Source organism: Peribacillus sp. YIM B13472 (genome assembly GCF_042788005.1).
Classification (GTDB): Bacteria; Bacillota; Bacilli; order Bacillales; family DSM-1321; genus Peribacillus; species Peribacillus simplex_E.
Genome location: NZ_JBHZPG010000007.1, coordinates 40,541 through 64,079 on the forward strand (window position 1 = coordinate 40,541; position 23,539 = coordinate 64,079).

General features: G+C 40.1%; 22 protein-coding genes. 21 read left to right on the top strand and 1 reads right to left on the bottom strand.

Annotated elements, in window-relative coordinates; genetic code table 11:
* Positions 1-74: 74 nt before the first annotated feature.
* The 13 genes from ACFX4I_RS07690 (at position 75) to fni (ending at position 12,345) form a co-directional block, all read left to right on the top strand.
* A complete protein-coding gene (locus tag ACFX4I_RS07690) occupies positions 75-650 on the top strand; it encodes a genetic competence negative regulator (RefSeq protein WP_230302220.1) in 576 nt (191 codons plus the stop codon).
* Between the two features lie 272 nt (positions 651-922).
* On the top strand, positions 923-2,200 hold the full coding sequence (locus tag ACFX4I_RS07695; protein WP_048681753.1) for a Glu/Leu/Phe/Val family dehydrogenase: 1,278 nt from the start codon (positions 923-925) through the stop codon (positions 2,198-2,200).
* 152 nt (positions 2,201-2,352) lie between these two features.
* The gene (locus ACFX4I_RS07700) at positions 2,353-3,321 is read left to right on the top strand and encodes a YpdA family putative bacillithiol disulfide reductase (protein WP_377419880.1); all 969 of its coding nucleotides are present in this window, start codon (positions 2,353-2,355) and stop codon (positions 3,319-3,321) included.
* 27 nt (positions 3,322-3,348) lie between these two features.
* Positions 3,349-4,314 carry an asparaginase gene (locus tag ACFX4I_RS07705; protein ID WP_230302222.1) on the top strand — a complete coding sequence of 322 codons (966 nt, stop codon included), beginning with the start codon at positions 3,349-3,351 and terminating at the stop codon, positions 4,312-4,314.
* Positions 4,315-4,411: 97 nt separating this feature from the next.
* Positions 4,412-5,098, top strand: a complete 687-nt coding sequence (prsW, locus tag ACFX4I_RS07710; protein WP_230302223.1) for a glutamic-type intramembrane protease PrsW — start codon at positions 4,412-4,414, stop codon at positions 5,096-5,098.
* Between the two features lie 124 nt (positions 5,099-5,222).
* Positions 5,223-6,062 carry a spore cortex-lytic enzyme gene (sleB, locus tag ACFX4I_RS07715; protein ID WP_377419882.1) on the top strand — a complete coding sequence of 280 codons (840 nt, stop codon included), beginning with the start codon at positions 5,223-5,225 and terminating at the stop codon, positions 6,060-6,062.
* 14 nt (positions 6,063-6,076) lie between these two features.
* Positions 6,077-7,432, top strand: coding sequence for a germination protein YpeB (gene ypeB, locus ACFX4I_RS07720; protein ID WP_377419884.1), 1,356 nt, complete (start codon positions 6,077-6,079; stop codon positions 7,430-7,432).
* A gap of 375 nt (positions 7,433-7,807) precedes the next feature.
* Positions 7,808-8,221, top strand: a complete 414-nt coding sequence (locus ACFX4I_RS07725; RefSeq protein WP_377419886.1) for a flagellar brake protein — start codon at positions 7,808-7,810, stop codon at positions 8,219-8,221.
* A 66-nt stretch (positions 8,222-8,287) separates the two neighbouring features.
* The gene (locus ACFX4I_RS07730) at positions 8,288-8,473 is read left to right on the top strand and encodes a YpfB family protein (RefSeq protein WP_048681726.1); all 186 of its coding nucleotides are present in this window, start codon (positions 8,288-8,290) and stop codon (positions 8,471-8,473) included.
* 192 nt (positions 8,474-8,665) lie between these two features.
* Positions 8,666-9,340 carry a (d)CMP kinase gene (gene cmk, locus ACFX4I_RS07735; protein WP_377419888.1) on the top strand — a complete coding sequence of 225 codons (675 nt, stop codon included), beginning with the start codon at positions 8,666-8,668 and terminating at the stop codon, positions 9,338-9,340.
* Positions 9,337-9,924, top strand: a complete 588-nt coding sequence (locus ACFX4I_RS07740) for a lysophospholipid acyltransferase family protein (RefSeq protein WP_170956575.1) — start codon at positions 9,337-9,339, stop codon at positions 9,922-9,924. Before cmk ends, ACFX4I_RS07740 begins: the two co-directional genes overlap by 4 nt.
* A gap of 215 nt (positions 9,925-10,139) precedes the next feature.
* Entirely contained in the window at positions 10,140-11,279 is a 1,140-nt protein-coding gene (gene rpsA / locus ACFX4I_RS07745) for a 30S ribosomal protein S1 (RefSeq protein WP_230302227.1), read from the top strand.
* A gap of 19 nt (positions 11,280-11,298) precedes the next feature.
* Positions 11,299-12,345, top strand: a complete 1,047-nt coding sequence (fni, locus tag ACFX4I_RS07750; protein ID WP_377419890.1) for a type 2 isopentenyl-diphosphate Delta-isomerase — start codon at positions 11,299-11,301, stop codon at positions 12,343-12,345.
* Between the two features lie 67 nt (positions 12,346-12,412).
* Here the strand turns inward: fni and ACFX4I_RS07755 are convergent, their stop codons facing one another.
* Positions 12,413-12,544: a YpzI family protein gene (locus tag ACFX4I_RS07755; RefSeq protein ID WP_069981702.1), complete on the bottom strand. Its 132-nt coding sequence runs from the start codon at positions 12,542-12,544 to the stop codon at positions 12,413-12,415.
* Between the two features lie 111 nt (positions 12,545-12,655).
* Between ACFX4I_RS07755 and ACFX4I_RS07760 the strand changes: the two genes are divergently transcribed.
* From ACFX4I_RS07760 to ACFX4I_RS07795, 8 genes are all read left to right on the top strand, one after another.
* A complete protein-coding gene (locus ACFX4I_RS07760; protein WP_377419892.1) occupies positions 12,656-13,276 on the top strand; it encodes a YphA family membrane protein in 621 nt (206 codons plus the stop codon).
* Positions 13,277-13,774: 498 nt separating this feature from the next.
* Entirely contained in the window at positions 13,775-15,085 is a 1,311-nt protein-coding gene (gene der, locus ACFX4I_RS07765) for a ribosome biogenesis GTPase Der (protein ID WP_034308039.1), read from the top strand.
* Between the two features lie 16 nt (positions 15,086-15,101).
* On the top strand, positions 15,102-16,154 hold the full coding sequence (locus ACFX4I_RS07770; RefSeq protein ID WP_377419894.1) for an NAD(P)H-dependent glycerol-3-phosphate dehydrogenase: 1,053 nt from the start codon (positions 15,102-15,104) through the stop codon (positions 16,152-16,154).
* A 387-nt stretch (positions 16,155-16,541) separates the two neighbouring features.
* Complete coding sequence (locus ACFX4I_RS07775) at positions 16,542-17,879, top strand: APC family permease (protein WP_230303338.1); 1,338 nt, start codon at positions 16,542-16,544, stop codon at positions 17,877-17,879.
* Between the two features lie 642 nt (positions 17,880-18,521).
* Positions 18,522-20,627 (top strand): sigma 54-interacting transcriptional regulator, encoded by a 2,106-nt coding sequence (locus ACFX4I_RS07780; RefSeq protein ID WP_230303340.1) that lies wholly within the window; start codon positions 18,522-18,524, stop codon positions 20,625-20,627.
* A 300-nt stretch (positions 20,628-20,927) separates the two neighbouring features.
* Positions 20,928-22,301 carry a putrescine aminotransferase gene (locus tag ACFX4I_RS07785; RefSeq protein ID WP_377419896.1) on the top strand — a complete coding sequence of 458 codons (1,374 nt, stop codon included), beginning with the start codon at positions 20,928-20,930 and terminating at the stop codon, positions 22,299-22,301.
* A 222-nt stretch (positions 22,302-22,523) separates the two neighbouring features.
* On the top strand, positions 22,524-22,721 hold the full coding sequence (locus tag ACFX4I_RS07790; RefSeq protein ID WP_048681698.1) for a DUF2768 domain-containing protein: 198 nt from the start codon (positions 22,524-22,526) through the stop codon (positions 22,719-22,721).
* A 13-nt stretch (positions 22,722-22,734) separates the two neighbouring features.
* A complete protein-coding gene (locus tag ACFX4I_RS07795; RefSeq protein WP_377419898.1) occupies positions 22,735-23,460 on the top strand; it encodes a hypothetical protein in 726 nt (241 codons plus the stop codon).
* Positions 23,461-23,539: the final 79 nt, after the last annotated feature.

A 23,539-nucleotide genomic window follows, 5' to 3' on the forward strand; every position in this document is an offset into this window, starting at 1 on the left:
GAAATAATGGATATGCACCCTGCGACCAAGGCTTCATATGATGTATGAAGATGGTAACCAGGGGGCATTTTTTTATGAAGCTGGAGCGATTAACTAATAATAAAATCAAGATTTTTTTGACCCTTGATGATTTAATTGATAGAGGCATAACAAAAGAAGATATTTTAGGGAATTCCTTAAAGGTCCACAAGCTATTTCAGGATATGGTCGAAGAAGCGTGCGAAGAACTCAGCTTTAAAATGAGTGGCTCCATTGCAATCGAAATTTTCTCTTTGCCTGCACAAGGGTTGATAATCATTGTTACAAAGGACGAAGAGGAATTATTGACTGACGAAGAGGAATTCTTGGATTTACAAGTGAAAATAGATGACTTCCCCCATATCCTGTATGTTTTCAATGACTTTGAAGATATCGTCCAATTATGTCGCAGATTATCTTTTCAAGGTTTGCTTAATAGTACTCTTTATCATTTTGAGGGAAGATACTATTTACTTATCGAAAATGTTAAAGACACGACCTATGACACGGTCATATCTTTAGCGGCTGAGTATGGCCATGCATCTACATTGACACTCAGCCGCATCAATGAATATGGATCATGTATAATCGAAAATGAAGCGATACATGTTTTGCTCACACACTTTAGCTGATGTAAAACAAATGAGACAAAAAAGTCACCCACATTATGGTAAAAAAATGCGGTTTGCCTTTTTTGTCTCAACTTTCTGCCGAAGAAGATATACGCTAAAAGAGTAAGAAAACAGTTGATATGATAACGTTTTCATTTTTAGAATATTTCCAACTTTTAAATTCCCATTTTTACTCTTGCATTAATGTAACGAAGGTGTATACTAGCACATGAAGAGGACTATTTGTACATTATGATTTTATATATGGATGAGATTTTCTAGGAGGTACTTTAATGGAATCGGCAAAAGGGAATAGCCATGTAAATGAAGAAGAAAAACACGACGTACTGAGGTCTACCCAAACTGTAATACATAAAGCTTTGGATAAGCTGGGTTACCCGGAAGAAGTTTTTGAGCTGTTGAAGGAACCATTGCGTTTATTAACGGTGAAGATACCGGTCCGCATGGATGATGGCTCGGTTAAAATTTTCACAGGTTACCGTGCACAGCATAACGATGCTGTTGGGCCTACAAAAGGTGGTATCCGTTTTCACCCTAATGTAACGGAACGTGAAGTGAAGGCATTATCCATTTGGATGAGCTTGAAATGCGGTATCGTTGATTTGCCATACGGCGGGGGTAAAGGCGGTATCGTTTGTGATCCTCGTAATATGTCATTCCGTGAACTTGAAAGGCTGAGCCGGGGCTATGTTCGCGCAATTAGCCAAATCGTGGGGCCGACTAAAGATATCCCGGCACCTGATGTATTTACAAATTCCCAAATCATGGCTTGGATGATGGATGAATACAGCCGTATGGATGAATTCAACTCGCCAGGATTCATTACGGGTAAACCGCTAGTGCTTGGTGGTTCTCATGGCCGTGAATCAGCCACTGCTAAGGGTGTGACAATTTGTATCAATGAAGCTGCCAAGAAACGCGGCATCGATATTAAAGGTGCACGGGTAGTCATTCAAGGTTTTGGTAACGCAGGTAGTTTCTTAGCTAAATTCATGCATGACGCAGGTGCTAAAGTTATTGGGATTTCGGATGCATATGGTGCTCTTCATGATCCTGAAGGATTGGATATCGATTATCTTCTCGATCGGAGAGATAGTTTCGGAACCGTAACGAAATTGTTTAAAAGCACAATTTCAAATAAAGAACTGCTTGAATTGGAATGTGATATTTTAGTTCCGGCTGCAATTGAAAACCAAATCACTGAAGAAAATGCTGCTGATATCAAAGCATCGATCGTTGTCGAGGCTGCAAACGGACCTACAACGATTGAAGCGACTCAAATCCTAACGGATCGCGGAATCCTTCTTGTTCCTGATGTCCTTGCTTCTGCTGGCGGTGTAACGGTTTCTTACTTCGAATGGGTACAAAATAATCAAGGGTATTACTGGTCTGAAGAAGAAGTTGACGAAAAGCTGGAAAAAATCCTTGTGAAATCTTTTAATAACATTTATGAACTTGCACAATCAAGACGTGTTGATATGCGCCTAGCGGCTTATATGATTGGTGTAAGAAAAATGGCTGAAGCTTCTCGCTTCCGTGGTTGGATCTAAGAGATTCAAATCATGTATTGATTTATAGTTAAAATCATGTTCATTGCATTATCATTGAAATGATTTGTAAAAACTCCTATCATGTATTGATAGGAGTTTTTATTTTTTAGACGAACGAATTACATAGTGCATGGAAAGGCAGTGGAATAAAGATGAATGTTGAAGAAGTCATTATCATAGGTGGGGGCCCTTGTGGATTGGCTGCTGCGATCGCTCTTAAAGAAGTGGGAATACAGTCCTTGATCATTGAAAAAGGCAATGTGGTTGATTCCATTTACCGTTATCCGACACATCAAACATTTTTTAGTTCGAGTGAAAAACTCGAGATTGGTGATATTGCTTTTATAATCGAAAACCGTAAACCGGTCCGCAATCAGGCGCTAGCCTATTATAGGGAGGTAGTCAGAAGGAAAGAATTGCGGGTCAATAAATTCGAAAAAGTGGAAAAGGTGGAAAAACGAGAAGATGGCAAGTTTTTAGTCAAGACATCGAAAGGTGAGTATACCGCTTTGCATGTGATCATATCGACCGGTTACTATGATCATCCGAACTATATGTGCATACCGGGTGAACAGCTTCCTAAAGTATTTCATTACTTCAAGGAGGGCCATCCCTACTTCAATTGTGATGTTACAGTCATCGGTGGCAAAAACTCAAGTGTGGATGCCGCTCTGGAATTGGTCAAATCAGGAGCAAGGGTTTCAGTCCTTTATAGAGGATCGGATTACTCTCCAAGTATCAAACCTTGGATTCTACCTGAATTTGAATCATTAGTCCGCAATGGAACCATCAAGATGGAATTTAATGCAAATGTTGACAGGATAACGGAAGACAGCGTCATCTATCATGTGGGTGATGAGGAAAAAGTCATTAAAAATGATTTTGTATTTGCAATGACTGGTTACCATCCTGACCATTCCTTTTTAGCTTCAATGGGCATTACTATTGATAAGCAGACTGGAAGGCCCGCATATAACGAGGAAACGATGGAGACGAACGTTAAAGGTCTTTATATTGCAGGAGTTCTGGCAGCCGGAAATAATGCGAACGAAATCTTCATCGAGAACGGCAGGTTTCATGGTGGATTGATTGCCTATCATTTGGCTGTTAAAGAAAAGTGAAGTATTTAAATGAGGAGCAGTGACCGTATGGAAAAAATATCATTAATAACGACTGGTGGGACTATCGCCAGTAAAGAAACTGTGAATGGTATGCTGGCCTCTGGTGCATTGACTGGCCATGAGTTGGCATCACTTTGCGAATTGCCCAACGATATCGAAGTTAAAGTGGTTGATCTTTTCCGGATTTCAAGCATGTCCATGTCCTTTGAGAAAATGCAACAGCTTAAATCAGCCATTCAAAAGGAATTGGAGGATCCCGAAGTTACGGGAATCGTCGTGACCCACGGTACGGATACACTTGAGGAAACTGCTTATTTCCTTGATGTCACGAGTAAGGATCAACGCCCTATCGTATTTACCGGCTCCCAACGTTCTCCTCAAGAGGTGGGCACCGATGTATATTCCAATCTAAGGAATTCGATATTATGCGCTGCGAGTGATCTTATTAGGGATGTTGGTGTAGTGGTCGTTTTTAATGAGCGGATCTATTCTGCAAAGTATGTCAAAAAAGTTCATGCTTCCAATTTGCAGGGGTTCGAATCTTTTGGCTATGGATATTTGGGGATAATTGATAATGATGTCGTCAGCATCTATCAAAAACCTTTACATAGGGAGTGTTATGATATTCAGAATCGCATCCCAAGGGTGGATATCATCAAGTGCCATACAGGCGCTGATGGCCTCTTTATTGATGCTGCGGTTGCAAACGGTGCGAAAGGAATCGTGCTCGAGGGTGTAGGAAGGGGACAAGTTACCCCTGGAATGGTACCTTCCATACAAGCTGCAATCGATAAAGGAATTACGATCATCATGACTACAAGTGCAGAAGAAGGCAAAGTTTACCCAGCTTATGATTATGAAGGCAGCGCATTTGATTTAAAACAACGCGGTGTGATATTAGGAGCTGATTATGACAGCAAGAAGGCTCGAATCAAGTTAGCTGTCATGCTGGCAAGCGAAAACCTTATAGATGAGACCTTCTTTAAGTACTGAATGAGTAAATAAAATTTGGAAGATTTCATTCTTGGATTCAGTTTTTCTTCATTCCATGGTACGATTAAGGAAAAGAAGATGAAAAGAGGGTCAGCTAATGCTGGTCATGTTGTCAGCGGCCATTGCGCCAGGATTGGCGCTACTGAGCTATTTTTATTTGAAAGATCAATATGAAACCGAACCGATATCGGTTGTGGTCAAAACATTTTTATTCGGTGTATTTCTGGTATTGCCGATTATGTTCATACAGTATGTGCTCGAAACCGAACATATCTTGAATACTGATTTAGCAAATGCTTTTTTATGGGCTGCACTGCTTGAGGAATTCTTCAAGTGGTTCATACTCATTTATGTTATTTATCAGCATGTGGCATTCGATGAGCCATATGATGGGATTGTTTACGGAGCTGCAGTCTCCCTTGGATTCGCCACAATGGAGAATATTTTGTACCTGCTGGCCAACGGGGTGGAACATGCTTTTCTCAGGGCGGTACTCCCTGTATCCAGTCATGCTTTGTTCGGTGTGATCATGGGATATTATTTGGGCAAGGCGAAATTTTCGGCTTCGAATAATAGGGTCTTTTTATTATTGGCATTGATCATACCGATTTCGTTACATGGGGTTTACGATTATATTTTAGTTTCCCAAAAATTTTGGGTATACTTTATTATGCCATTCATGATTTATCTATGGTGGTTAGGCATGAAAAAAGTAAAGAAAGCACGTTTGTTGTCTGATTTTCACGCAAATAAACTTTCACAAAATCATTACCTTAGCAAATGATGATACTATCAAAACGGAGTGCTGGCATATTTTGCCCGCTCCGTTTTTTTTATGTTTGGAATAAAAAAACCCGTAAAGAAGAAAATAGAATTACATTAATTCAAGAAAAAGAGGAGTGTTTTTGATGAAAGGAATTTCGTCAAAATGGAAATGGCTTTTGCTGTTTTTGTGTATAACTATTTGTTTCGTAATTTACCCGGAAACAAGAACAAATGCCTTTTCGGGCCAAGTCATTCAAAAAGGTGCGGTTGGAGATGATGTAATTGAACTGCAGGCACGCCTGCAAAATATCGGTTACTATAATGGGAAGATTGATGGAGCCTATGGATGGGGCACTTATTGGGCACTTCGAAACTTTCAACAAGATTTCGGGCTTCCAATCGATGGTTTGGCAGGGACAACAACAAAACAGAAGTTGACGAATGCGTCTAATTTCAATAAACAATTTGTTCACGAACAGATCAATAAAGGGAACGAGTTCACCTATTATGGGGGAGTCCCCATTGAAAAACAGGTAAAAGCGAAAGGAAATGGATCTACTTCCGGAGGGGCCGCTTCGGGAAATGCTCCTTCCAAAACTACGACATCAGCCAATCTTCCAGGAGGATATTCTCAAAACGATATTCAGCTGATGGCCAATGCCGTTTATGGAGAGGCACGAGGGGAGCCGTATACTGGTCAGGTTGCTGTTGCAGCAGTAATTCTGAATAGGGTGGAAAGTGCTGCCTTTCCTAATACCATTTCGGGAGTGATTTTTGAACCTGGGGCCTTTACGGCTGTTGCGGATGGGCAGATTTGGCTGACACCGAACGAAAGGGCGAAAGAAGCCGTGGTGGATGCTATCAACGGGTGGGATCCAAGCGGTAATGCAGAATATTACTTTAATCCCGATACAGCAACAAGCAAATGGATCTGGTCAAGGGAACAAATTAAAAGAATCGGAAAACATATCTTTTGTAAGTAAAGAGGTGAAGGAAAATGATCAGGAATATAGTGATTGCCCTGCTTGTTGTAGTTGTTGCGGGAACTGCATTCTGGGGCTATCAAGAACATAAGGAAAAAAATGCTGTACTAATCAACGCGGAAAATACGTATCAGCGAGCCTTTCATGATCTAAGCTATCAAGTGGATTTATTGCACGATAAGGTCGGCAGTACTTTGGCTATGAATTCACGTTATTCATTAAGTCCGGCTTTAACAGATGTTTGGCGTATCACTTCCGAAGCCCAAAGTGATGTCGGGCAGTTGCCATTGACCTTGCTTCCTTTTAATAAGACAGAGGAATTTTTATCTAAAATTGCGGACTTCAGTTATAAAACAGCGGTACGTGACCTTGAAAAAGAACCATTGAATGATAAGGAATATGCGACGCTCCAATCCTTGTACACACAGGCAGGGGACATCCAGGGCGAGTTAAGAAAAGTGCAGTATCTAGTCCTTAAAAACAATTTAAGATGGATGGATGTCGAAATGGCTCTTGCATCAGGGAAAGAAAATTCGGATAACACGATCATCGACGGATTAAAGACTGTAGAGAAAAAAGTATCTGGGTACGGGGAAACGAATGAGATGAATCCGACTTTTACTTCTGCACAACAGAGGGATGAAAATTTTAATAATTTGCAAGGTGAAACCATTACGAAGGAAGAAGCAATTGCGACGGCAAAAAACTATGCACACTCAAAAAGCAAGAATTTGAAGGTGAATGTGGAAGAGAACGGAAAAGGTTCGGATTTTGGATTTTATAGTGTGAGCATCCTCGATAAAGATTCCAATACCGAATTGAATATGGATTTGACAAAAAAAGGCGGTTACCCTATTTGGTATATCAATAATAGGGACGTGAACAAAACAAATATTGATTTGAATCAAGCCTATACAAAAGCCGAAGATTTTTTAAAGGAACATGATTTCAGTTCACTTGAATTATTTGAAAGTGCTCAATACGATAATATCGCATTATTGAATTTCGTAACATCAGAAAATGGCGTCAAGATTTATCCAGATTCAGTCAAGGTCAAAATCGCATTGGATGATGGATCTGTTATAGGGTTTTCAGCCGACGAGTATTTAAAATCACATAAAACCAGGGAAATAGGGAATCCGAATATATCCGAGAAAGATGCTAAGGACAAAATCAACAATAATGTAAAAATAATGGAAGAAGGAAAGGCGCTAATCATCAATGATATCGGTGAAGAAGTTCTTTGTTATGAATTTCTCGGTACGATTAAAGATGATACCTACCGTATTTTCATTAATGCAGATACCGGTCAAGAAGAAAAGGTGGAAAAATTAAAGAATTCCGAACCTGTATACGAGAATATTATTTAATTTAAACTATTATCATGAATCATTAGTTGTGGGGAAATGTGCTTAGTCACTTTCCCTTTTTCTTATTTCATGACATAATGATTTAAATAATAATTGGATTATATAGGAAAATTAGTAGGTAATATTATGCAGTTTCCTTACGATCAAAAAGGACGTGGACGACGATGGTTAAAACAACAGAAGGAAACGTTCAATTGTATGGTTGTCGAAATGGGACCGAGTTGTGTCTATACCGACTTTCCCATCAATGTAGGGACTGGAAAAATAGCATTTCTCATGGGTGAGACACAGTTCAACGTTACATTTTCCAATGAATAGCAGGCTGATTATGTATGTGATTCAGAAGTGCTTGGAAAAGTGAAAGGTAGAATACCCATGATGCAACTATTGCTGCCCGAAGCAGAAACGTTTGTGAAAATCCAACGGAGGCAATACGTGCGCCTGGATGTAACCTTGGATACAGCCATTCATCCAGAACATTCCGAGTTCACCCCTTTGCGCGCATTAACGGAGGATATCAGTGCAGGCGGAGCTTCAATAAGGCTTTTAAAAGGCACTAATATTCAATCGGTTTCGCAATTATACCTGTGGATGGAGCTTACGTTAAAATCAGGTGAGATTCATTATTTAAGGCTAAAAAGCAAAGTCATTCGCGTGACGGAGAAAAAGCATGGAAATATGCTGCTGCACGTCCAATTTCTTGAAACTGCAAAAAATGATGTACAGATATTAATGAGATTTATATTTGAAAAGCAGGCGGATTTAAAGAAAAAAGGCTTGTATGTTTAACATGATTGAATGAAAAACAGAGATTCCATCCATACTGCTAATATAAACAGATGGAGGGTGCGGCTTATGAAAACATTTGAAAGACTATTAATTAAAGTGATCATCATCCAATTGGCCTGCTTATTTTTTTTCCAGTTCCTTTTGAGCAGGGAGGATCAAATCTTTGATTTGACCAAGCTCTCGAGGTATGAAGGTGTCACCAGCAATAATTATACGAAAATCATTGAAACATTCAATGGGACCCATAAGTAAAAGAGGTGATCCGCTTTTTTTGTATGAAGTTTTTCAGGTAAAGGATCACTATTGATGGCTGTTGCGATCAAAAAAAGAACAAAGGTTATTTTGAAAGTACACATCCCTTTTATTAATGATTTTCCCGCTAGTTGTGATAAAATGAAAGGGTACTAAATAATCAGCATGATTGTAGGATTCTTGGGAGGATTTATGGAAAAAAAATTATCAGTTGCAATCGATGGACCAGCTGCTGCTGGAAAAAGCACGGTTGCTAAAATTGTTGCAGAAAAGTTCAATTACATATATGTGGATACAGGGGCAATGTATAGGGCCATTACCTATAAGGCCCTTAATCAAAAGATTCTTCTTGATGATGAACAAGCATTATCAGAAGTTCTCACCAATACGGAAATCGAATTAAGACCAAGTGAAAATGGGCAGTTGGTTTTCTTGGATAACGAGGACGTGACAGCCCAGATCAGGAACAATGAAGTGACTGGTTCCGTTTCGGAAGTGGCCAAGCACCGGAGCATCCGGGAGGAATTGGTTCGCAGGCAGCAAATCTTAGGTGAAAATGGCGGTGTCGTCATGGATGGCAGGGACATCGGTACGCATGTGTTACCAAACGCCGAAGTAAAGGTATTTCTAATCGCTTCTGTGGATGAAAGGGCACAGCGGAGGCATCAGGAAAATATATTGAAAGGTTTTCCATCAGATATCGAAAAATTAAGGGAAGAAATCGCAACAAGGGACAAGCTGGACTCCGAACGCGAGGTATCGCCATTGAAAAAGGCAGCGGATGCTATCGAAATCGATACGACCTCATTATCGATTCAGGAAGTTGCAGAAAGTATCATGTCCTTAATAGAAGAGAGGAAAAGATGACATTGGATTTTTACACATTTGCCAAGAACATCGTAAAAGGCGTTTTAACGCCTTCGTTTAGGGTTAAAGCACTCGGAAAGGAACATATCCCTAAAGAGGGCGGGGTATTGATCTGTGCCAATCACATTGATAATTTGGATCCGCCCGTAGTTGGCATGACGTCTCCAAGGGATATTCATTTCATGGCGAAAGAAGAGTTGTTTCATGCACCTGTTTTAAAGGGGATATTACCAAGAGTAAATGCATTTCCCGTGAAACGCGGCAATAGCGATCGGGAATCCCTTAGAAAAGGCTTAAAGCTTTTGAAGGAGGGCAAGGCGATTGGTCTGTTTCCCGAGGGAACCAGAAGCAAGACTGGTCAATTGGGAGAAGGTTTGGCAGGGGCCGGATTTTTTGCGTTGCGGTCTGATGCCGTTATCATACCGTGTGCAATCATCGGCCCATATAAATTTTTACGTCCATTGAAGGTCGTTTACGGTCCTCCAATAAATTTTACCGAATATCGTGAACAGAAAATATCAGCCGATGAAGCCACCAAGATCATCATGGAGCATATTGGGAAATTGATTTCCGAGCATAAATAGTCCTTCATACTTGACAATTTTCTGATTTTGTTAGAATTTATAAAATAAGGGTATTGTTCCTTATTGCCGATGAAAAGGAATATAACATTATTACTCTAAAAAAAACTGTTTTTATCTTTATTAGGAAAGTGTTTTTATTGAACCACTTTAAATAAAATATGTGGCCGATGAAGAGGAAATTTGCTGATCAGTCATGGGTTAAGGAGGAGTTAGTAATGACAGAAGATATGAACCAAGTAGAAGTGAACAATTACAAAGTAGGGGATCAAGTTAAAGCAACCGTTTCAAAGGTAGAAGAAAAACAGGTCATTGTCGATGTGGAAAACAGCAAGACTGATGGAATCATACCCATCAGTGAGCTTTCAAGCCTGCATGTCGAAAAGGCGTCAGATGCCGTTTCGGAAGGTGATGAATTGGAGCTGGAAGTCATTAAAGTCGAAGAAGAAGCTCTCATTCTATCAAAACGTAAAATTGACGCTCTTAAAGCATGGGATGACCTGGAATTGAAATTTGAAAATGGAGACGTATTTGAGGCAGAAGTTAAAGATGTCGTCAAAGGCGGGCTTGTTGTAGATCTAGGCGTACGTGGTTTTGTTCCAGCTTCTCTAGTAGAAGACTATTTCGTTGAAGACTTTTCTGATTACAAAAACAAAACTTTAACATTCAAGATCGTTGAGCTTGAGAAAGACAAGAATCGCTTAATCCTCTCACATCGGGCAGTGGTCCAAGACCAAAAGGAAAAGCAAAAAGCAAACGTTTTGGATAAGATTGAAAGCGGGCAAGTGCTTGAGGGCGTGGTCCAAAGGATTACCGATTTTGGTGCATTCGTGGATATTGGAGGCGTAGACGGCCTTGTCCACATTTCCCAGCTTTCCCATCAGCATGTCGACAAGGCATCCGATGTCGTTTCTGAAGGGGATATGGTGCAGGTGAAAGTACTATCCATCGATCGTGATAATGAAAGGATTTCACTTTCCATTAAGGATACCCTTCCGGGACCTTGGGCAGGCATTGCAGAAAAAGCGCCCAAAGGCTCTACACTGGAAGGTATCGTCAAACGCCTTGTTTCTTTTGGTGCATTCGTGGAGATTTTTCCAGGGGTAGAAGGGCTTGTCCATATTTCACAGATTTCACACAAGCATATTGCCACACCGCAAGAAGTACTTAACGAAGGCCAGTCTGTCAAAGTGAAAGTGCTGGAAGTCAATGAAACGGATCAACGTCTATCATTGAGCATAAAGGAACTTGAAGAACCTCAATCCAATTACAACACATCAGATTATGAGCTCCCAGAAGAATCGAAGGGCTTTCAGCTAGGTGAAATGATCGGTGATCAATTGAAAAAACTAAAATAATATAATAATGGTGATGGCCTTGGAGAGAAAACAACGAAAATTAGATCATATAGAATTTGCGCTAAAGACAGGACAGCAGCATAAAACCGGGCTAGAAGATATTTCGTTTATTCACCAAAGCTTACCAGGTATTTCCTTGAATAATGTGAACCTCACAGCAGAAGTTGGCGAACTTGAATTAAGTTCGCCAATTTTTATAAATGCCATGACCGGAGGCGGAGGTCCTGAAACCGAAAAATTGAATGGTGACCTAGCCATTGCAGCAAGGGAAACAGGAATCGCCATGGCGGTAGGATCACAAATGGCAGCCATCAAGGATTCTGGCCAGCAAGCTTCTTATAAAGTTGTAAGGAAGGAAAATCCTGATGGTGTGTTGATTGGTAATCTCGGTGGTGAAGCAACAGTCGAACAGGCTAAGCGGGCAAGCGAAATGATCGGGGCCAATGCCCTTCAGATTCATATTAACGTCATCCAGGAATTGACGATGCCTGAAGGGGACAGGGATTTTGCGGGTACCCTTTCGAGAATAGAAAAAATCAACAGAACGATCGGAATTCCTGTCATCGTAAAAGAGGTTGGCTTTGGGATGAGTATGGAAACGGTGCGGCAATTACATTCCGTAGGTGTTTCGATCATTGATGTAGGCGGGTTTGGCGGAACGAATTTTGCTAAAATCGAGAATGAAAGACGAGCAAAAATACTCGGATATTTTAATGAATGGGGCATACCGACAGCCGCTTCGATTGTCGAAGCAGTTAATGTTTCACCACAGCTTTCAGTCATTGGGTCGGGTGGCATTCAAAGCCCTTTGGAAATTACAAAAAGCCTGGCATTAGGAGCGAAGGGAGTCGGATTGGCCGGACATTTCCTCAAAATCTATAAAGAGTTGGGCTTGGAACAATTGATTAAAGAAATAGATTACATACATGAAGATTTGAAGGTCATCATGACTGCACTCGGGTGCGGTAATATCCCAGAACTAAGGAATTCGAAATTAATCATCAAAGGAAATACCTATCATTGGTTATCTCAAAGAGGCATTGATTGTTCGGCATATGCTAAATGAATGACCACAAAAGGAAGCATCTCAATTGAAACAAATTGAGATGCTTCCTTTTTGTTCAGGGACAGACTTAACTATTCCTTTTTCGTGCCTCTTCAGGGCTTTCCATTCTTGTTGCCCCTTTATGATCCAGTGATTGGTCCCTGTCGGACTCCACCCGTTTACTTTCTTTCAATTTCTTCTCTTGCCGATCTTTTCCCATGTTCACACCTCCTTTTAATTGATAGGGGGAAGGTTTTCTTCATTAAATGCCGTGCTTTATGTTTATACTTTGAATTAACAAGCCATAATGTTCCTAAAAGGGGGACGTTGCATGGATGGAATTATATTTTATTGGATTTCATGGATAGTTTGGGTCATTGTCATGTTTTTTATTCCGAAAACGGTTCCCTTTCGTTTTGATTTTCTTTTTCATCTATTAGCCGTTATGGTAATAGCGGGCTATAAACTGGAGGCTCCATTGGTTTCCGTTCATTTGAGTGGACCGTACCTTTTCTTTATAATGTGTGTGTATATTAGGAAGAAATCAATCATCAAGATGATGGAACTGATCAGCGGAAGTCTTATTATCACTCTCGCTTATGCCAGTTTTCAACTTTTTTCTTTGCTTGATCCGATATGGCTCATCATGAAGCCCTCTTATCTTTTGTGTATTTTCCTGAATTATCTTATCCTATTACTTTTTAAAAATTGGAAACATCGATTGTTCGTCCTTTTAATGGGGATGATGATGGGAGATATCATATATTCTGGATTACTTGCTTACCACTCTTTACCTTATGTGGCCCTCGCTTACGCATGGCATGATAATGCAGTTCTGGTATTGGGCGCAAACATACTGTGGAGAATGTTGGAAATGGTTGGCCAATACATTTATTTAATATCCCAATCGAGATTTTTATCAAAACAAGGAAAAGAGAATTTTAATCAATGAAGAGTATGGTGAAAAATGGTATGGGGTATTAGCCGCTTTATCAAAAGGCAGAAGAATAAATGGAACCATTTGGAATTGGAAGGCTTTTATTCATACAATCATTGTTGATTGGCGAGAAATTTGTTACTATAGGATAGTTAGAGGTCTGTAGATAAATCGTAAAATGCTCTAAACAATTAAAAAGGAAGCCGTATGTCGAAGCTTTCTTCATTTTTTTGGGCTGTTTATAATCAAGTTTGAGCATGCAGAGGTTCGGCTTCACGTCTCTTTTTGAACCGGGGCGTCAAGAGGACAAACTGCCCGTGACTACTTGATGAGTTTAACTGAATATCAGTTAGGATTTTCTTACTGATGAAAGATTCCTTTAAATGATGATGGATACAGCCATTTCCTTTAAAAGGAAATGATGAAAATCAATAATGCACAGCAACCGTAATAAATGCATTCATGAATTTCGTGACTTTGACAGAGATATAGTAGCAGAAAGGGTGAATAGCAATGCCAAAACCGGTAATTGCGATAGTCGGTCGTCCGAACGTGGGAAAATCGACAATCTTTAATAGAATAGTTGGAGAACGGGTTTCGATTGTCGAAGACGTTCCTGGAGTAACTCGGGACAGGATTTATAGTTCTGGTGAATGGTTAACACATGATTTTAACATAATTGATACAGGTGGAATTGATATCGGTGACGAGCCGTTCCTGGAACAAATTCGCCAGCAGGCTGAAATTGCCATCGACGAAGCTGATGTGATAATTTTTATGACGAATGGTCGTGAAGGGGTAACGGCTGCTGATGAAGAAGTAGCTAAGATACTCTATAAATCGAGAAAGCCAGTTGTCCTTGCAGTAAATAAAGTTGATAACCCAGAAATGAAAGATCAAATTTATGATTTCTATGCGTTAGGTTTTGGGGATCCATTCCCGATCTCCGGGTCTCATGGACTTGGTCTTGGTGACCTTCTGGATGAAGCGGCCAAACATTTCCCTAAATTTGACGGCCCGGATTATGCTGATGATGTCATTAAATTCAGTTTGATTGGAAGACCGAACGTAGGTAAATCATCTTTGGTCAATGCATTGTTAGGTGAAGAACGTGTCATTGTAAGTGATATTGAAGGTACTACTCGCGACGCGATTGACTCTCCTTATAAATATAATGGCAAAGAGTATGTCATTATTGATACAGCAGGGATGCGGAAAAAAGGCAAGGTGTATGAAAGCACGGAAAAATATAGCGTACTTCGTGCATTAAGGGCAATTGAACGTTCAGACGTTGTTCTTGTAGTCCTGAACGCTGAAGAAGGAATTCGTGAGCAGGATAAGAAAATTGCGGGATATGCCCATGAAGCGGGTAGGGCGGTCATCATCGTCGTCAATAAGTGGGATGCCATCGAGAAAGATGAAAAAACGATGAAGGATTTTGAAGAAAAGATCCGTGCCCATTTCCTATTCTTGGATTATGCGCCAATCATTTATCTTTCTGCCTTAACGAAAAAACGGACACATACATTAATTCCGGTCATTGATCAGGCTAGTGAGAATCATGCTATCCGGGTTCAGACAAATGTCTTGAATGAAGTGGTCATGGATGCCGTTGCGATGAATCCGACACCGACTCATAATGGCAACCGTTTGAAAATTTATTATACGACTCAGGTAGCGATCAAGCCGCCAACTTTCGTTGTATTCGTTAACGATCCGGAGTTATTGCATTTTTCATATGAGAGATTTTTAGAAAATCGAATTAGGGATGCCTTTGGTTTTGAAGGAACACCAATACGAATTTTTGGACGCCAGAGAAAATAGTAAAGGTGGTTATACCGTGGTAAAAGAAAAAGAAAGTATCGCAGTGATTGGAGCGGGGAGCTGGGGAACTGCTTTAGCGCTCGTAATCGCCGATAACCAGCATGAAGTGAGATTGTGGGGACATAATCAGAAACAAATCGATGAAATCAATCAAAATCATACGAATGAAAAATACTTGCCTGGGATTGAATTGCCTTTGGGGATTAAAGGTTATTCTTCCCTTAAGGAAGCGTTGGCCGGGATTGAAATAATTATTTTGGCGGTGCCGACAAAAGCCTACAGGGAAGTGCTTGGTCAGATTAAAGAGGCTCATGATAAACCATTGACGATCGTTCATGTGAGTAAAGGAATTGAACCTGATACACTGCTTCGTATATCAGAAATGATTGAAGAAGTCTCTTCGGCGGATTGGCTTAAAGATATAGTGGTTCTTTCTGGACCGAGCCATGCAGAAGAAGTCAGTTTACGTCACCCGACAACAGTTGCCGTTTCTTCAAAGAATATGAAAGCTGCCGAAAGGGTTCAGGACATCTTTATCAATAATAATTTCCGTGTCTATACAAATCCGGACTTGATTGGTGTTGAAATCGGTGGGGCATTAAAGAACATCATCGCTTTGGCTGCCGGCATTACGGATGGTTTAGGCTATGGGGATAATGCCAAGGCTGCATTAATGACACGGGGATTGGCTGAAATATCCCGTCTAGGGGTGGCCATGGGGGCTAACCCACTAACGTTTTCAGGTTTAGCTGGGATTGGCGACTTGATCGTCACTTGTACAAGCGTTCATTCCCGTAATTGGAGAGCTGGGAATATGCTTGGTAAAGGGCAAAAGCTTGAAGAAGTTTTGGAAAACATGGGTATGGTCGTTGAAGGTGTCAGAACCACTAAAGCAGCCTATCAACTAGCCCAAAAGTACGAAGTGAACATGCCGATCACAGAAGCCTTGTACGATGTTTTATTCAATGGGGAAGAAGTGAAAAAGGCTGTTGACCTTTTGATGAATCGTTCAAAAACGAATGAGATGGAAGAACTTTATAACATATTGGATAGCAGGCAGCAGGATTAACCTCCAATTTGTTGATTTTCATAAAAGAATTTCATTAAATTAGGCATTTGATGATGCGCCTTGCCGTGTATCAGCATACAATGCAACGAAAGTAAACTAGTAATTTGACCTCGGCACGGGGGATTTAGTCAAATGAGCAGAAGATATCCAGATATCTTCTGCTTTTTTTTTATGGTCTAAAAATCATCAGTTCTTTTTTGATTTATGAATAATCGAATAGGTTATTCAGTTTTGCATAAATCATTCTACATATTTCCTTGTTTATTGTTAAAAATCGACTGTTTTTTTTGGTATGAAAATTGCGAAGTGTAATATGACCAAAAAATTATAAGGGAGGCCAGAAAAGTTAGTTTACTTTTCTCGCTAAAAAAGGAAGGGGAATGATACATGCAAACAGGTAAACTGAAAAGGTCCTTAAACTTATGGCATATCGTATTGCTTGGTGTTGGATATATGACGCCGATGGTTGTTTTTGATACATTCGGGATAGTTTCCGAAAAAACGGGGGGGCATGTGCCAACCGCATATGTCATTGCTCTTTCAGCGATGTTGTTTACTGCAGCAAGTTATGGAAAAATGGTGAAAATCTATCCACAGGCAGGTTCATCCTATACTTACACACAAAAAACGATTAATCCACATTTAGGCTTCCTTGTCGGGTGGTCTTCGTTACTCGATTATTTATTTTTACCAATGGTGAACGGCATTTTAACAAAAATATACTTAACTGCTCTTTTTCCGGAAGTATACCCGTGGATATGGGTGGTGGCATTTGTCCTTTTAATGACATTCATTAACTTATTCAATGTTAATTTTGCAGCCAACTTTAATAGCTTCCTTGTTTTTTTTCAAATGTTGGTCATCGTTATTTTTGTGGCACTTGTCGTTAAAGGAGTCATGAGTGGAGAAGGCACTGGAGAGGTCTTGTCGGTTCAGCCATTCATCGGGCCGCATTTGGAAATGTCGACGCTCATATCCGGTGCTACAATCCTTTGTTTTTCATTCTTGGGGTTTGACGCAGTCACTACTTTATCGGAGGAAACCTTGAATCCATCCAAAACGGTTCCCCGGGCCATCTTTTTGACTGCCCTTATCGGAGGGGGATTATTTGTGACGGCATCATTCTTTACACAGTTATTTTTCCCGGATGTTTCCCGTTTTAGCGATTCTGAAGCAGCTTCTCCGGAAATTGCCCTTTTCGTTGGCGGAAAGTTATTTCAGGCTTTCTTTCTTGCAGGAACATTATGCGGGACCCTTGCCTCCGGTCTTGCATCTCATGCTAGTGTTTCTAGGTTGCTATATGTCATGGGGCGTGACCAAATGATCCCGAAAAAACTATTTGGGTTTATCCACCCCAAATACAACACGCCATTTTTTAATGTCATATTTGTCGGGTCCATATCATTGGTTGCCTTATTCCTTGATTTGGTTACGGCCGCTTCCCTCATAAACTTTGGGGCTTTAATCGCTTTTACCTTCGTGAATATTTGCGTAATCGTCCACGCAATAAGAAACAATAGCTTCAGAACGATTAAAGGGTTTCTTTCAACTATTCTTTCCCCGGTTTTAGGCGCGGCTTCGGTCTTCATCCTTTGGCTTAATCTCGAGATGAGTTCATTGATTTTAGGAATTGTCTGGGCGGTAATTGGGATTGGCTATCTTCTGTATCGGACAAAATGGTTTACGGAATCCCCCCCGCTATTCCGTTTTGAAAAAGCACAGTGAATCTATTGCATTCATGAAACAAGGGAGGTTGTTATATGGCTGATGAGAAAATGAAGAGGACGTTAATGCCCTTTTATTTACAGCATAACTTCTGTACCGGCTTATGTGTGTGCTGAATTTACTGATTATTGTGACGTTTATCAATGTCATGGGGATGAAAATGGCTCGAAAGCAATTGCTATACTAACGATAGTCGCCTTGCTTTTCATGGTCATATTCATCGTTTAATCCATCTGTGATATTACATACGGGGAACAAGGAAAAGTGACGGTAGCAGAAGTTTTGAAAGCAAATACCATTGAGTTCTTAAAGTGTTTTTTTAAAACTTTGCAAACAGGTATGGAACTGTAAGGACGGTATGGTGGAAGCTGCCCTGTCTTTATAAAAAGCTCAGGGCGAGGACGACCATCCTCGAATCATAACAAGCAGGGGTATGCAAAAGGCTAAGAAAAGGTGAGCGGTCCTTTATAAAATAAGGTGCATACCATGTTATTAAGTCAAAAGGGTCCATTAAAGGACCCTTTTGTTGTGGAATGAATAAAGGTAAATGATGGATATTGAGAAATGGTGCATGTTATTTTTTATCTTGCAATTCAGAATTGTGATAAAATATAGGTTAGGTTACAAAAGGAGAGTGAAAATGTGTTATCTATTCCGGATGATAAAATAAGACCATTCATAACTATAACAATTGATCAGCCTACATTTTCAGACCAAAAAATTCATGAGATACAGGAACCTTTCTTCTTTCTTATGAAGGAAAATCAAGTGTTTGCGTATATCCGCATGGATGACCTCCCGTTAAATGAAAAAATAACGACAGTCGATCAGCTTTTACAGTATGCTTTTTCGATTGATAATGTCTGTAAATTGCACCCTAACATTTCCTTGCCGCTTCTGTTTCAAATTATCGGTGAACCTATCGTACTGATAAAAACGGATGATGGCCTGCTAACCGGTTATGTAAAAAGGGAAGATGTATTAGCTGAATTATTCAAGCAGGACAGCAAACAAAATTTAGACCTGCTAAATGTGATTTTAACCTCCATTCCTATGGGGATTTTTGTGGCTGATAAAGAAAAAAATATCGTGAACTTTAATGAATCAGGCTTGAAGATGATAAAAAAGCCTTCTGAACAAGTCCTTAATGAACCTGCTGCGAACATCTTCAATAAGCAGCATATACATAGCGTGTTTGCCAGCGGGAGCAGTATTCTGAATCAGCTGGAGATTACTGATGTCATGAGTGTGCTTGTCGACTATAGCCCGATTCTGAACCATGAAAAAGAAGTCGAAGGCCTGATCATCATCGTTCAGGATTTACCGATGGTTGAGGAAATGGCCATGGAAATAGAATTGATAAAAAGCTCGAATAAAGACTTGAATGCCATTTTGGCGAATATCTATGATGAAATACTTGTAGTCAATCAAAAAGGAGAACTGCTGCGCTATAGTGACAGCATCATCTCAGGATTCTGGGGGAAGAACTTAAAAGACTATATAGGGAAGAATCTCTTGCAATTAGAAGATGAAGGGATTTTTAATCCTTCGGTCACCCGGTTAGTCCTTGAACAAAAAAAGAAAGTATCGATTGTCCAGGATACGAAAATGAATAAGAAAGTCCTATCCGTGGGCACCCCTGTGTTCAATGAAAAAGGGGATATAGATCGAATAGTCATTGCGTCAAGGGATATAACGGAAACGACGCAATTGAAATCGGAATTAAATGAAATGAGGAAAGAACTGGACTCTTTCAAAAAACAAGATCAATTTTATAAGGAGTTGGTTTTTGCAAGTCCTAAAATGGAGCAGATAATCAGCCAAGTTAAGAAAATCGCTCATTTTTCATCTACTGTATTAATCAATGGGGAGTCGGGAGTAGGTAAAGAAGTGATAGCCGAAGCCATTCATAAAATGGGCAGGCGATCTAAGCAACCTTTCCTGAAGATTAATTGCGGGGCGATTCCGGAAAACCTCCTCGAAAGTGAATTGTTTGGTTATACGAAGGGTTCCTTTACAGGAGCGGATAAAAATGGGAAGGTAGGATACTTTCAACAGGCCAATAAAGGTGTTTTATTCCTCGATGAAGTGGGTGACATGCCAATACATCTGCAAGTCAAGCTGCTGCGGGTCCTCCAGGAACAGGAAGTGATTCCTATTGGCAGCACTACGCCCATTTCCATTGATGTTCAAATTGTTGCAGCCACGAATAAGAGTCTGGAAAAAATGGTCGAGATGGGCACGTTCAGAGAAGATTTATTCTATCGATTGAACGTCATACCCATACATGTGCCCCCTTTAAGGGAGAGGCCGGAGGATATACCACCGCTAGCCTTTCATTTCCTGCAAAAACTGAATGAAAGGTATCAGCGGAATTACCACTTTTCCCCCGATGCATTAAATATACTGGAAGTCTATACGTGGCCGGGGAACATTCGTGAGTTGCAGAACATGATTGAAAGATTGGTTGTTTCTGCAGATGAGGAGATGATCGATGCTGACTTCATTCAAAGGTTCATACCTGTGGGCAGTGACTTTAAACAAACGAAACCCATCATTACGAGAATTCTTCCACTGCAGGAAGCACAGGATCATGTCGAAGAACAATTGATCATGCTTGCCATGAAACAGTATAAAACCACGACCAAAGCGGCTAAAGCGCTCGGGATAAGTCAATCGTCAGTGAGCAGGAAGTATCAAAAAGTGTTAGCTGAACAGAGTAAGAAAATCGAAAACAATGCATTTTGAATAAAAGACGTTGCCGAGTGATGAAAATCACTTGGCAACGTCTTTTATTTTTATTGACGGCATTAGGGAAGCTTTTAATGATTTTCAAGATGATTATGCAAAGGGAAATAACGATATGCATATTTGCATAGTATCGGAGTGATTTATCAAAAAAAATGCGATTTTATTGGATGTTTAACTTGGCATGGTTCTTGCTTGATTAATAAGTATAAGAAAAAAGGGAGGTAAGCATCAAAGTTTCATAAAGAAGCAAACTTCATTAACCATCCACTAAAGTTATAAAAAAAGGAGATTAAAAAAATGTCAATTAACGTAGAAAGTAAAAACACTCAAGCTAACCAATCATCAACCCAAGATTATATTAAAAAAGTGCTTCAATTAATCGAACAAAAAGAAATTTCAAAAGAAGATGCACAGTGGGTAACAAAAGAAACGGTCGAGAATTTCCGTAACCATGTAAACCCAGGGTTTTTGGAATACCGCAAGACGGTCACTAAAGACACACAATTCGCTTCGGTGGAGTGGTCTGATCAAGGTTCTTGTTTTACGGATGTAAATGGAAAAAAATATATTGATTGTTTAGGTGGATTTGGTATTTATAATGTAGGCCACCGTAACCCTAAAGTAGTAAAGGCTGTAACCGATCAATTGCAAAGACAAGCCCTTCATAGCCAGGACTTACTTGATCCATTACGTGCAATGCTTGCCAAGATCCTTGCTGAAATCACACCGGGAGATCTAAAATACTCGTTCTTTACGAATAGCGGTACCGAGAGCGTGGAGGCTGCACTTAAGTTGGCCAAAATGTACAGTGACCGACACACGATCATTTCCACGACAAAATCATTTCATGGGAAAAGCCTTGGTTCACTATCGGCAACGGCAAAGGGCATGTTCAGAAAACCGTTCATTCCATTGATCCCAGGTGTGCGTCATGTACCTTTTGGTGATGTGGATATGATGAGAAAAACGTTTGAAAGTTGTGCGTTGGTCGGTGAAGATGTTGCTGCTGTGCTGTTGGAGCCAATCCAGGGTGAAGGAGGGGTCATTCTTCCTCCGCAAGGTTATTTAAAGCAGGTTCGGGCATTATGTGACGAATATGATGCGTTATTAATATTGGATGAAGTGCAAACTGGAATGGGCCGTACAGGTAAAATGTTTGCATCCCAACTATATGATGTTGTTCCGGACATTATTTGTTTAGCGAAAGCATTTGGCGGCGGAGTAATGCCTGCAGGGGCTGTTGTAGCCAATGAGAAAGTGTTTAAAAGCTGGTTCGACAATCCATTCATGCACACTACGACATTTGGAGGAAATCCACTAGCTTGTGCTGCGGCCATTGCTACGATCGACGTACTTTTGGAAGAAAACTTACCGCAGCGTGCTGCAGAAGTTGGTGAATATTTCTTAAATGGGTTAAGGGAAGTGGCAGATGAGCACAAAGATAAGGTTTTGGAGATCCGCGGCCAAGGTTTGATGATTGGTATTGAGTTCCATAAAGATGAAGTGGGTTATGAATTCTCAAAAGCCCTCTTTGATAAAGGCATCTTGGTAGCAGGTACGCTTATAAATTCCAAAACAATCAGGATTGAGCCTTCATTGACTATTCAGTTGGATGAAGTCGATACAGTCATTAAAGCGTTTAAAGACGTTTTGCCGACGCTTCAATCTTAATTTAAGTAAGCAGAAAAACAGCCTTTGGGCTGTTTTTTTTGATTGGAGGGAGAGGGTGTGGGGATTACTTACATATTTTTCGTTTTATAACTGCTCCACAGAAATTTTTTTCACGAAAAATGAGTCATGAAAACGGGAATTACACAGATTGGACAAGGATTTAATTCCTTTAACGTAATTTGGTATGTTATAATAATTTCTGGAAAAAGGAGTGATGAAGATATGACACCTGCTCTGCAAAAAATGTGGATATCCTTTATAGCTATGGGCTTTATGGTTATCTCTATATTTCTAATCTACTTAAGCCGTTATAAATTAAAAGGTTTTTGGAGAGTCTTGACAGCAATTATCGCATACATACTTATGATTCTAGCCGGCTTGATCATCCTTATCGTTGTTCTTAGCGGGCCAACCACTTGATAGGTGAGGAGAAATGATGAGAAATTTTTTCAAAATATTATGTTTATTATGCATCTCTGTATCATTATCCGGCTGCTTATATCCGGAGAAGCAAAAAATGCAAAACCAACTGCCTTATAAAGAGCAAATACAAACAGTCCAAAGTGCAGTGGATCAATTTCAGAAAGATGAAGGCGGCATACTGCCCATCGTTACAAAAGATGCTGAAACACCGATTTATCAAAAATATGTCATAAAATTTTCTAAGATTTCACCGAGGTATATGGCTGAACCGCCAGACAATGCCTTTGAATCGGGAGGCGTCTTTCAATACATCCTCGTAAATGTTGAAAAAAATCCTACTGTAAAGCTGTTGGATGTCAGGATGGCGCAGAAGATTCAGGATGTTTCCTTGAGATTGACTGCTTATCAGCAAAGCAACGGATACCCGCCATTTAAGGAAAGGTTATCCGATAATGTCTTCACTCTTGATTATGAGAAAATGGGCCTGAAGGAAGCTCCGACGGTCACGAGCCCATTTTCACAAAAAGACTTATATCTTGTAGTAGATGGTCAAGGCAGTATTTTTGTTGATTATACCCCGGATTTACTTGAGGCTGTAAAGAAGCATGAGGGGGAAATTAAGCCAGGTGAAGATATCCGGGAACTGCTGGTTCAGAGTTCGGAGTTCGTCCCTGCCTATTCATTGCCATATACAATTGATGGAAAAACAAATAATCCAATATTTCTTACAAAATAGGCATAACCCTTCTTCTGCAAAATATATTGTAGGGGAAGGGTTATTTCTTTTATCTTTATTTCATCTTACTTTTAAAATA

What these genes read in the sequence shown, in the direction of transcription:
- ACFX4I_RS07695 (WP_048681753.1), top strand. Translation starts at nt 923, where the DNA reads ATGGAATCGGCAAAAGGGAATAGCCATGTAAATGAAGAAGAAAAACAC.
- ACFX4I_RS07690 (WP_230302220.1), top strand. Translation starts at nt 75, where the DNA reads ATGAAGCTGGAGCGATTAACTAATAATAAAATCAAGATTTTTTTGACC.
- ACFX4I_RS07700 (WP_377419880.1), top strand. Translation starts at nt 2,353, where the DNA reads ATGAATGTTGAAGAAGTCATTATCATAGGTGGGGGCCCTTGTGGATTG.
- ACFX4I_RS07755 (WP_069981702.1), bottom strand. Translation starts at nt 12,544, where the DNA reads ATGGGAAAAGATCGGCAAGAGAAGAAATTGAAAGAAAGTAAACGGGTG.
- ACFX4I_RS07725 (WP_377419886.1), top strand. Translation starts at nt 7,808, where the DNA reads ATGATGCAACTATTGCTGCCCGAAGCAGAAACGTTTGTGAAAATCCAA.
- ACFX4I_RS07795 (WP_377419898.1), top strand. Translation starts at nt 22,735, where the DNA reads ATGATGAGAAATTTTTTCAAAATATTATGTTTATTATGCATCTCTGTA.
- sleB (WP_377419882.1), top strand. Translation starts at nt 5,223, where the DNA reads ATGAAAGGAATTTCGTCAAAATGGAAATGGCTTTTGCTGTTTTTGTGT.
- cmk (WP_377419888.1), top strand. Translation starts at nt 8,666, where the DNA reads ATGGAAAAAAAATTATCAGTTGCAATCGATGGACCAGCTGCTGCTGGA.
- ACFX4I_RS07705 (WP_230302222.1), top strand. Translation starts at nt 3,349, where the DNA reads ATGGAAAAAATATCATTAATAACGACTGGTGGGACTATCGCCAGTAAA.
- ACFX4I_RS07790 (WP_048681698.1), top strand. Translation starts at nt 22,524, where the DNA reads ATGACACCTGCTCTGCAAAAAATGTGGATATCCTTTATAGCTATGGGC.
- prsW (WP_230302223.1), top strand. Translation starts at nt 4,412, where the DNA reads ATGCTGGTCATGTTGTCAGCGGCCATTGCGCCAGGATTGGCGCTACTG.
- rpsA (WP_230302227.1), top strand. Translation starts at nt 10,140, where the DNA reads ATGACAGAAGATATGAACCAAGTAGAAGTGAACAATTACAAAGTAGGG.
- ACFX4I_RS07775 (WP_230303338.1), top strand. Translation starts at nt 16,542, where the DNA reads ATGCAAACAGGTAAACTGAAAAGGTCCTTAAACTTATGGCATATCGTA.
- ACFX4I_RS07730 (WP_048681726.1), top strand. Translation starts at nt 8,288, where the DNA reads ATGAAAACATTTGAAAGACTATTAATTAAAGTGATCATCATCCAATTG.
- ypeB (WP_377419884.1), top strand. Translation starts at nt 6,077, where the DNA reads ATGATCAGGAATATAGTGATTGCCCTGCTTGTTGTAGTTGTTGCGGGA.
- ACFX4I_RS07785 (WP_377419896.1), top strand. Translation starts at nt 20,928, where the DNA reads ATGTCAATTAACGTAGAAAGTAAAAACACTCAAGCTAACCAATCATCA.
- ACFX4I_RS07740 (WP_170956575.1), top strand. Translation starts at nt 9,337, where the DNA reads ATGACATTGGATTTTTACACATTTGCCAAGAACATCGTAAAAGGCGTT.
- der (WP_034308039.1), top strand. Translation starts at nt 13,775, where the DNA reads ATGCCAAAACCGGTAATTGCGATAGTCGGTCGTCCGAACGTGGGAAAA.
- ACFX4I_RS07760 (WP_377419892.1), top strand. Translation starts at nt 12,656, where the DNA reads ATGGATGGAATTATATTTTATTGGATTTCATGGATAGTTTGGGTCATT.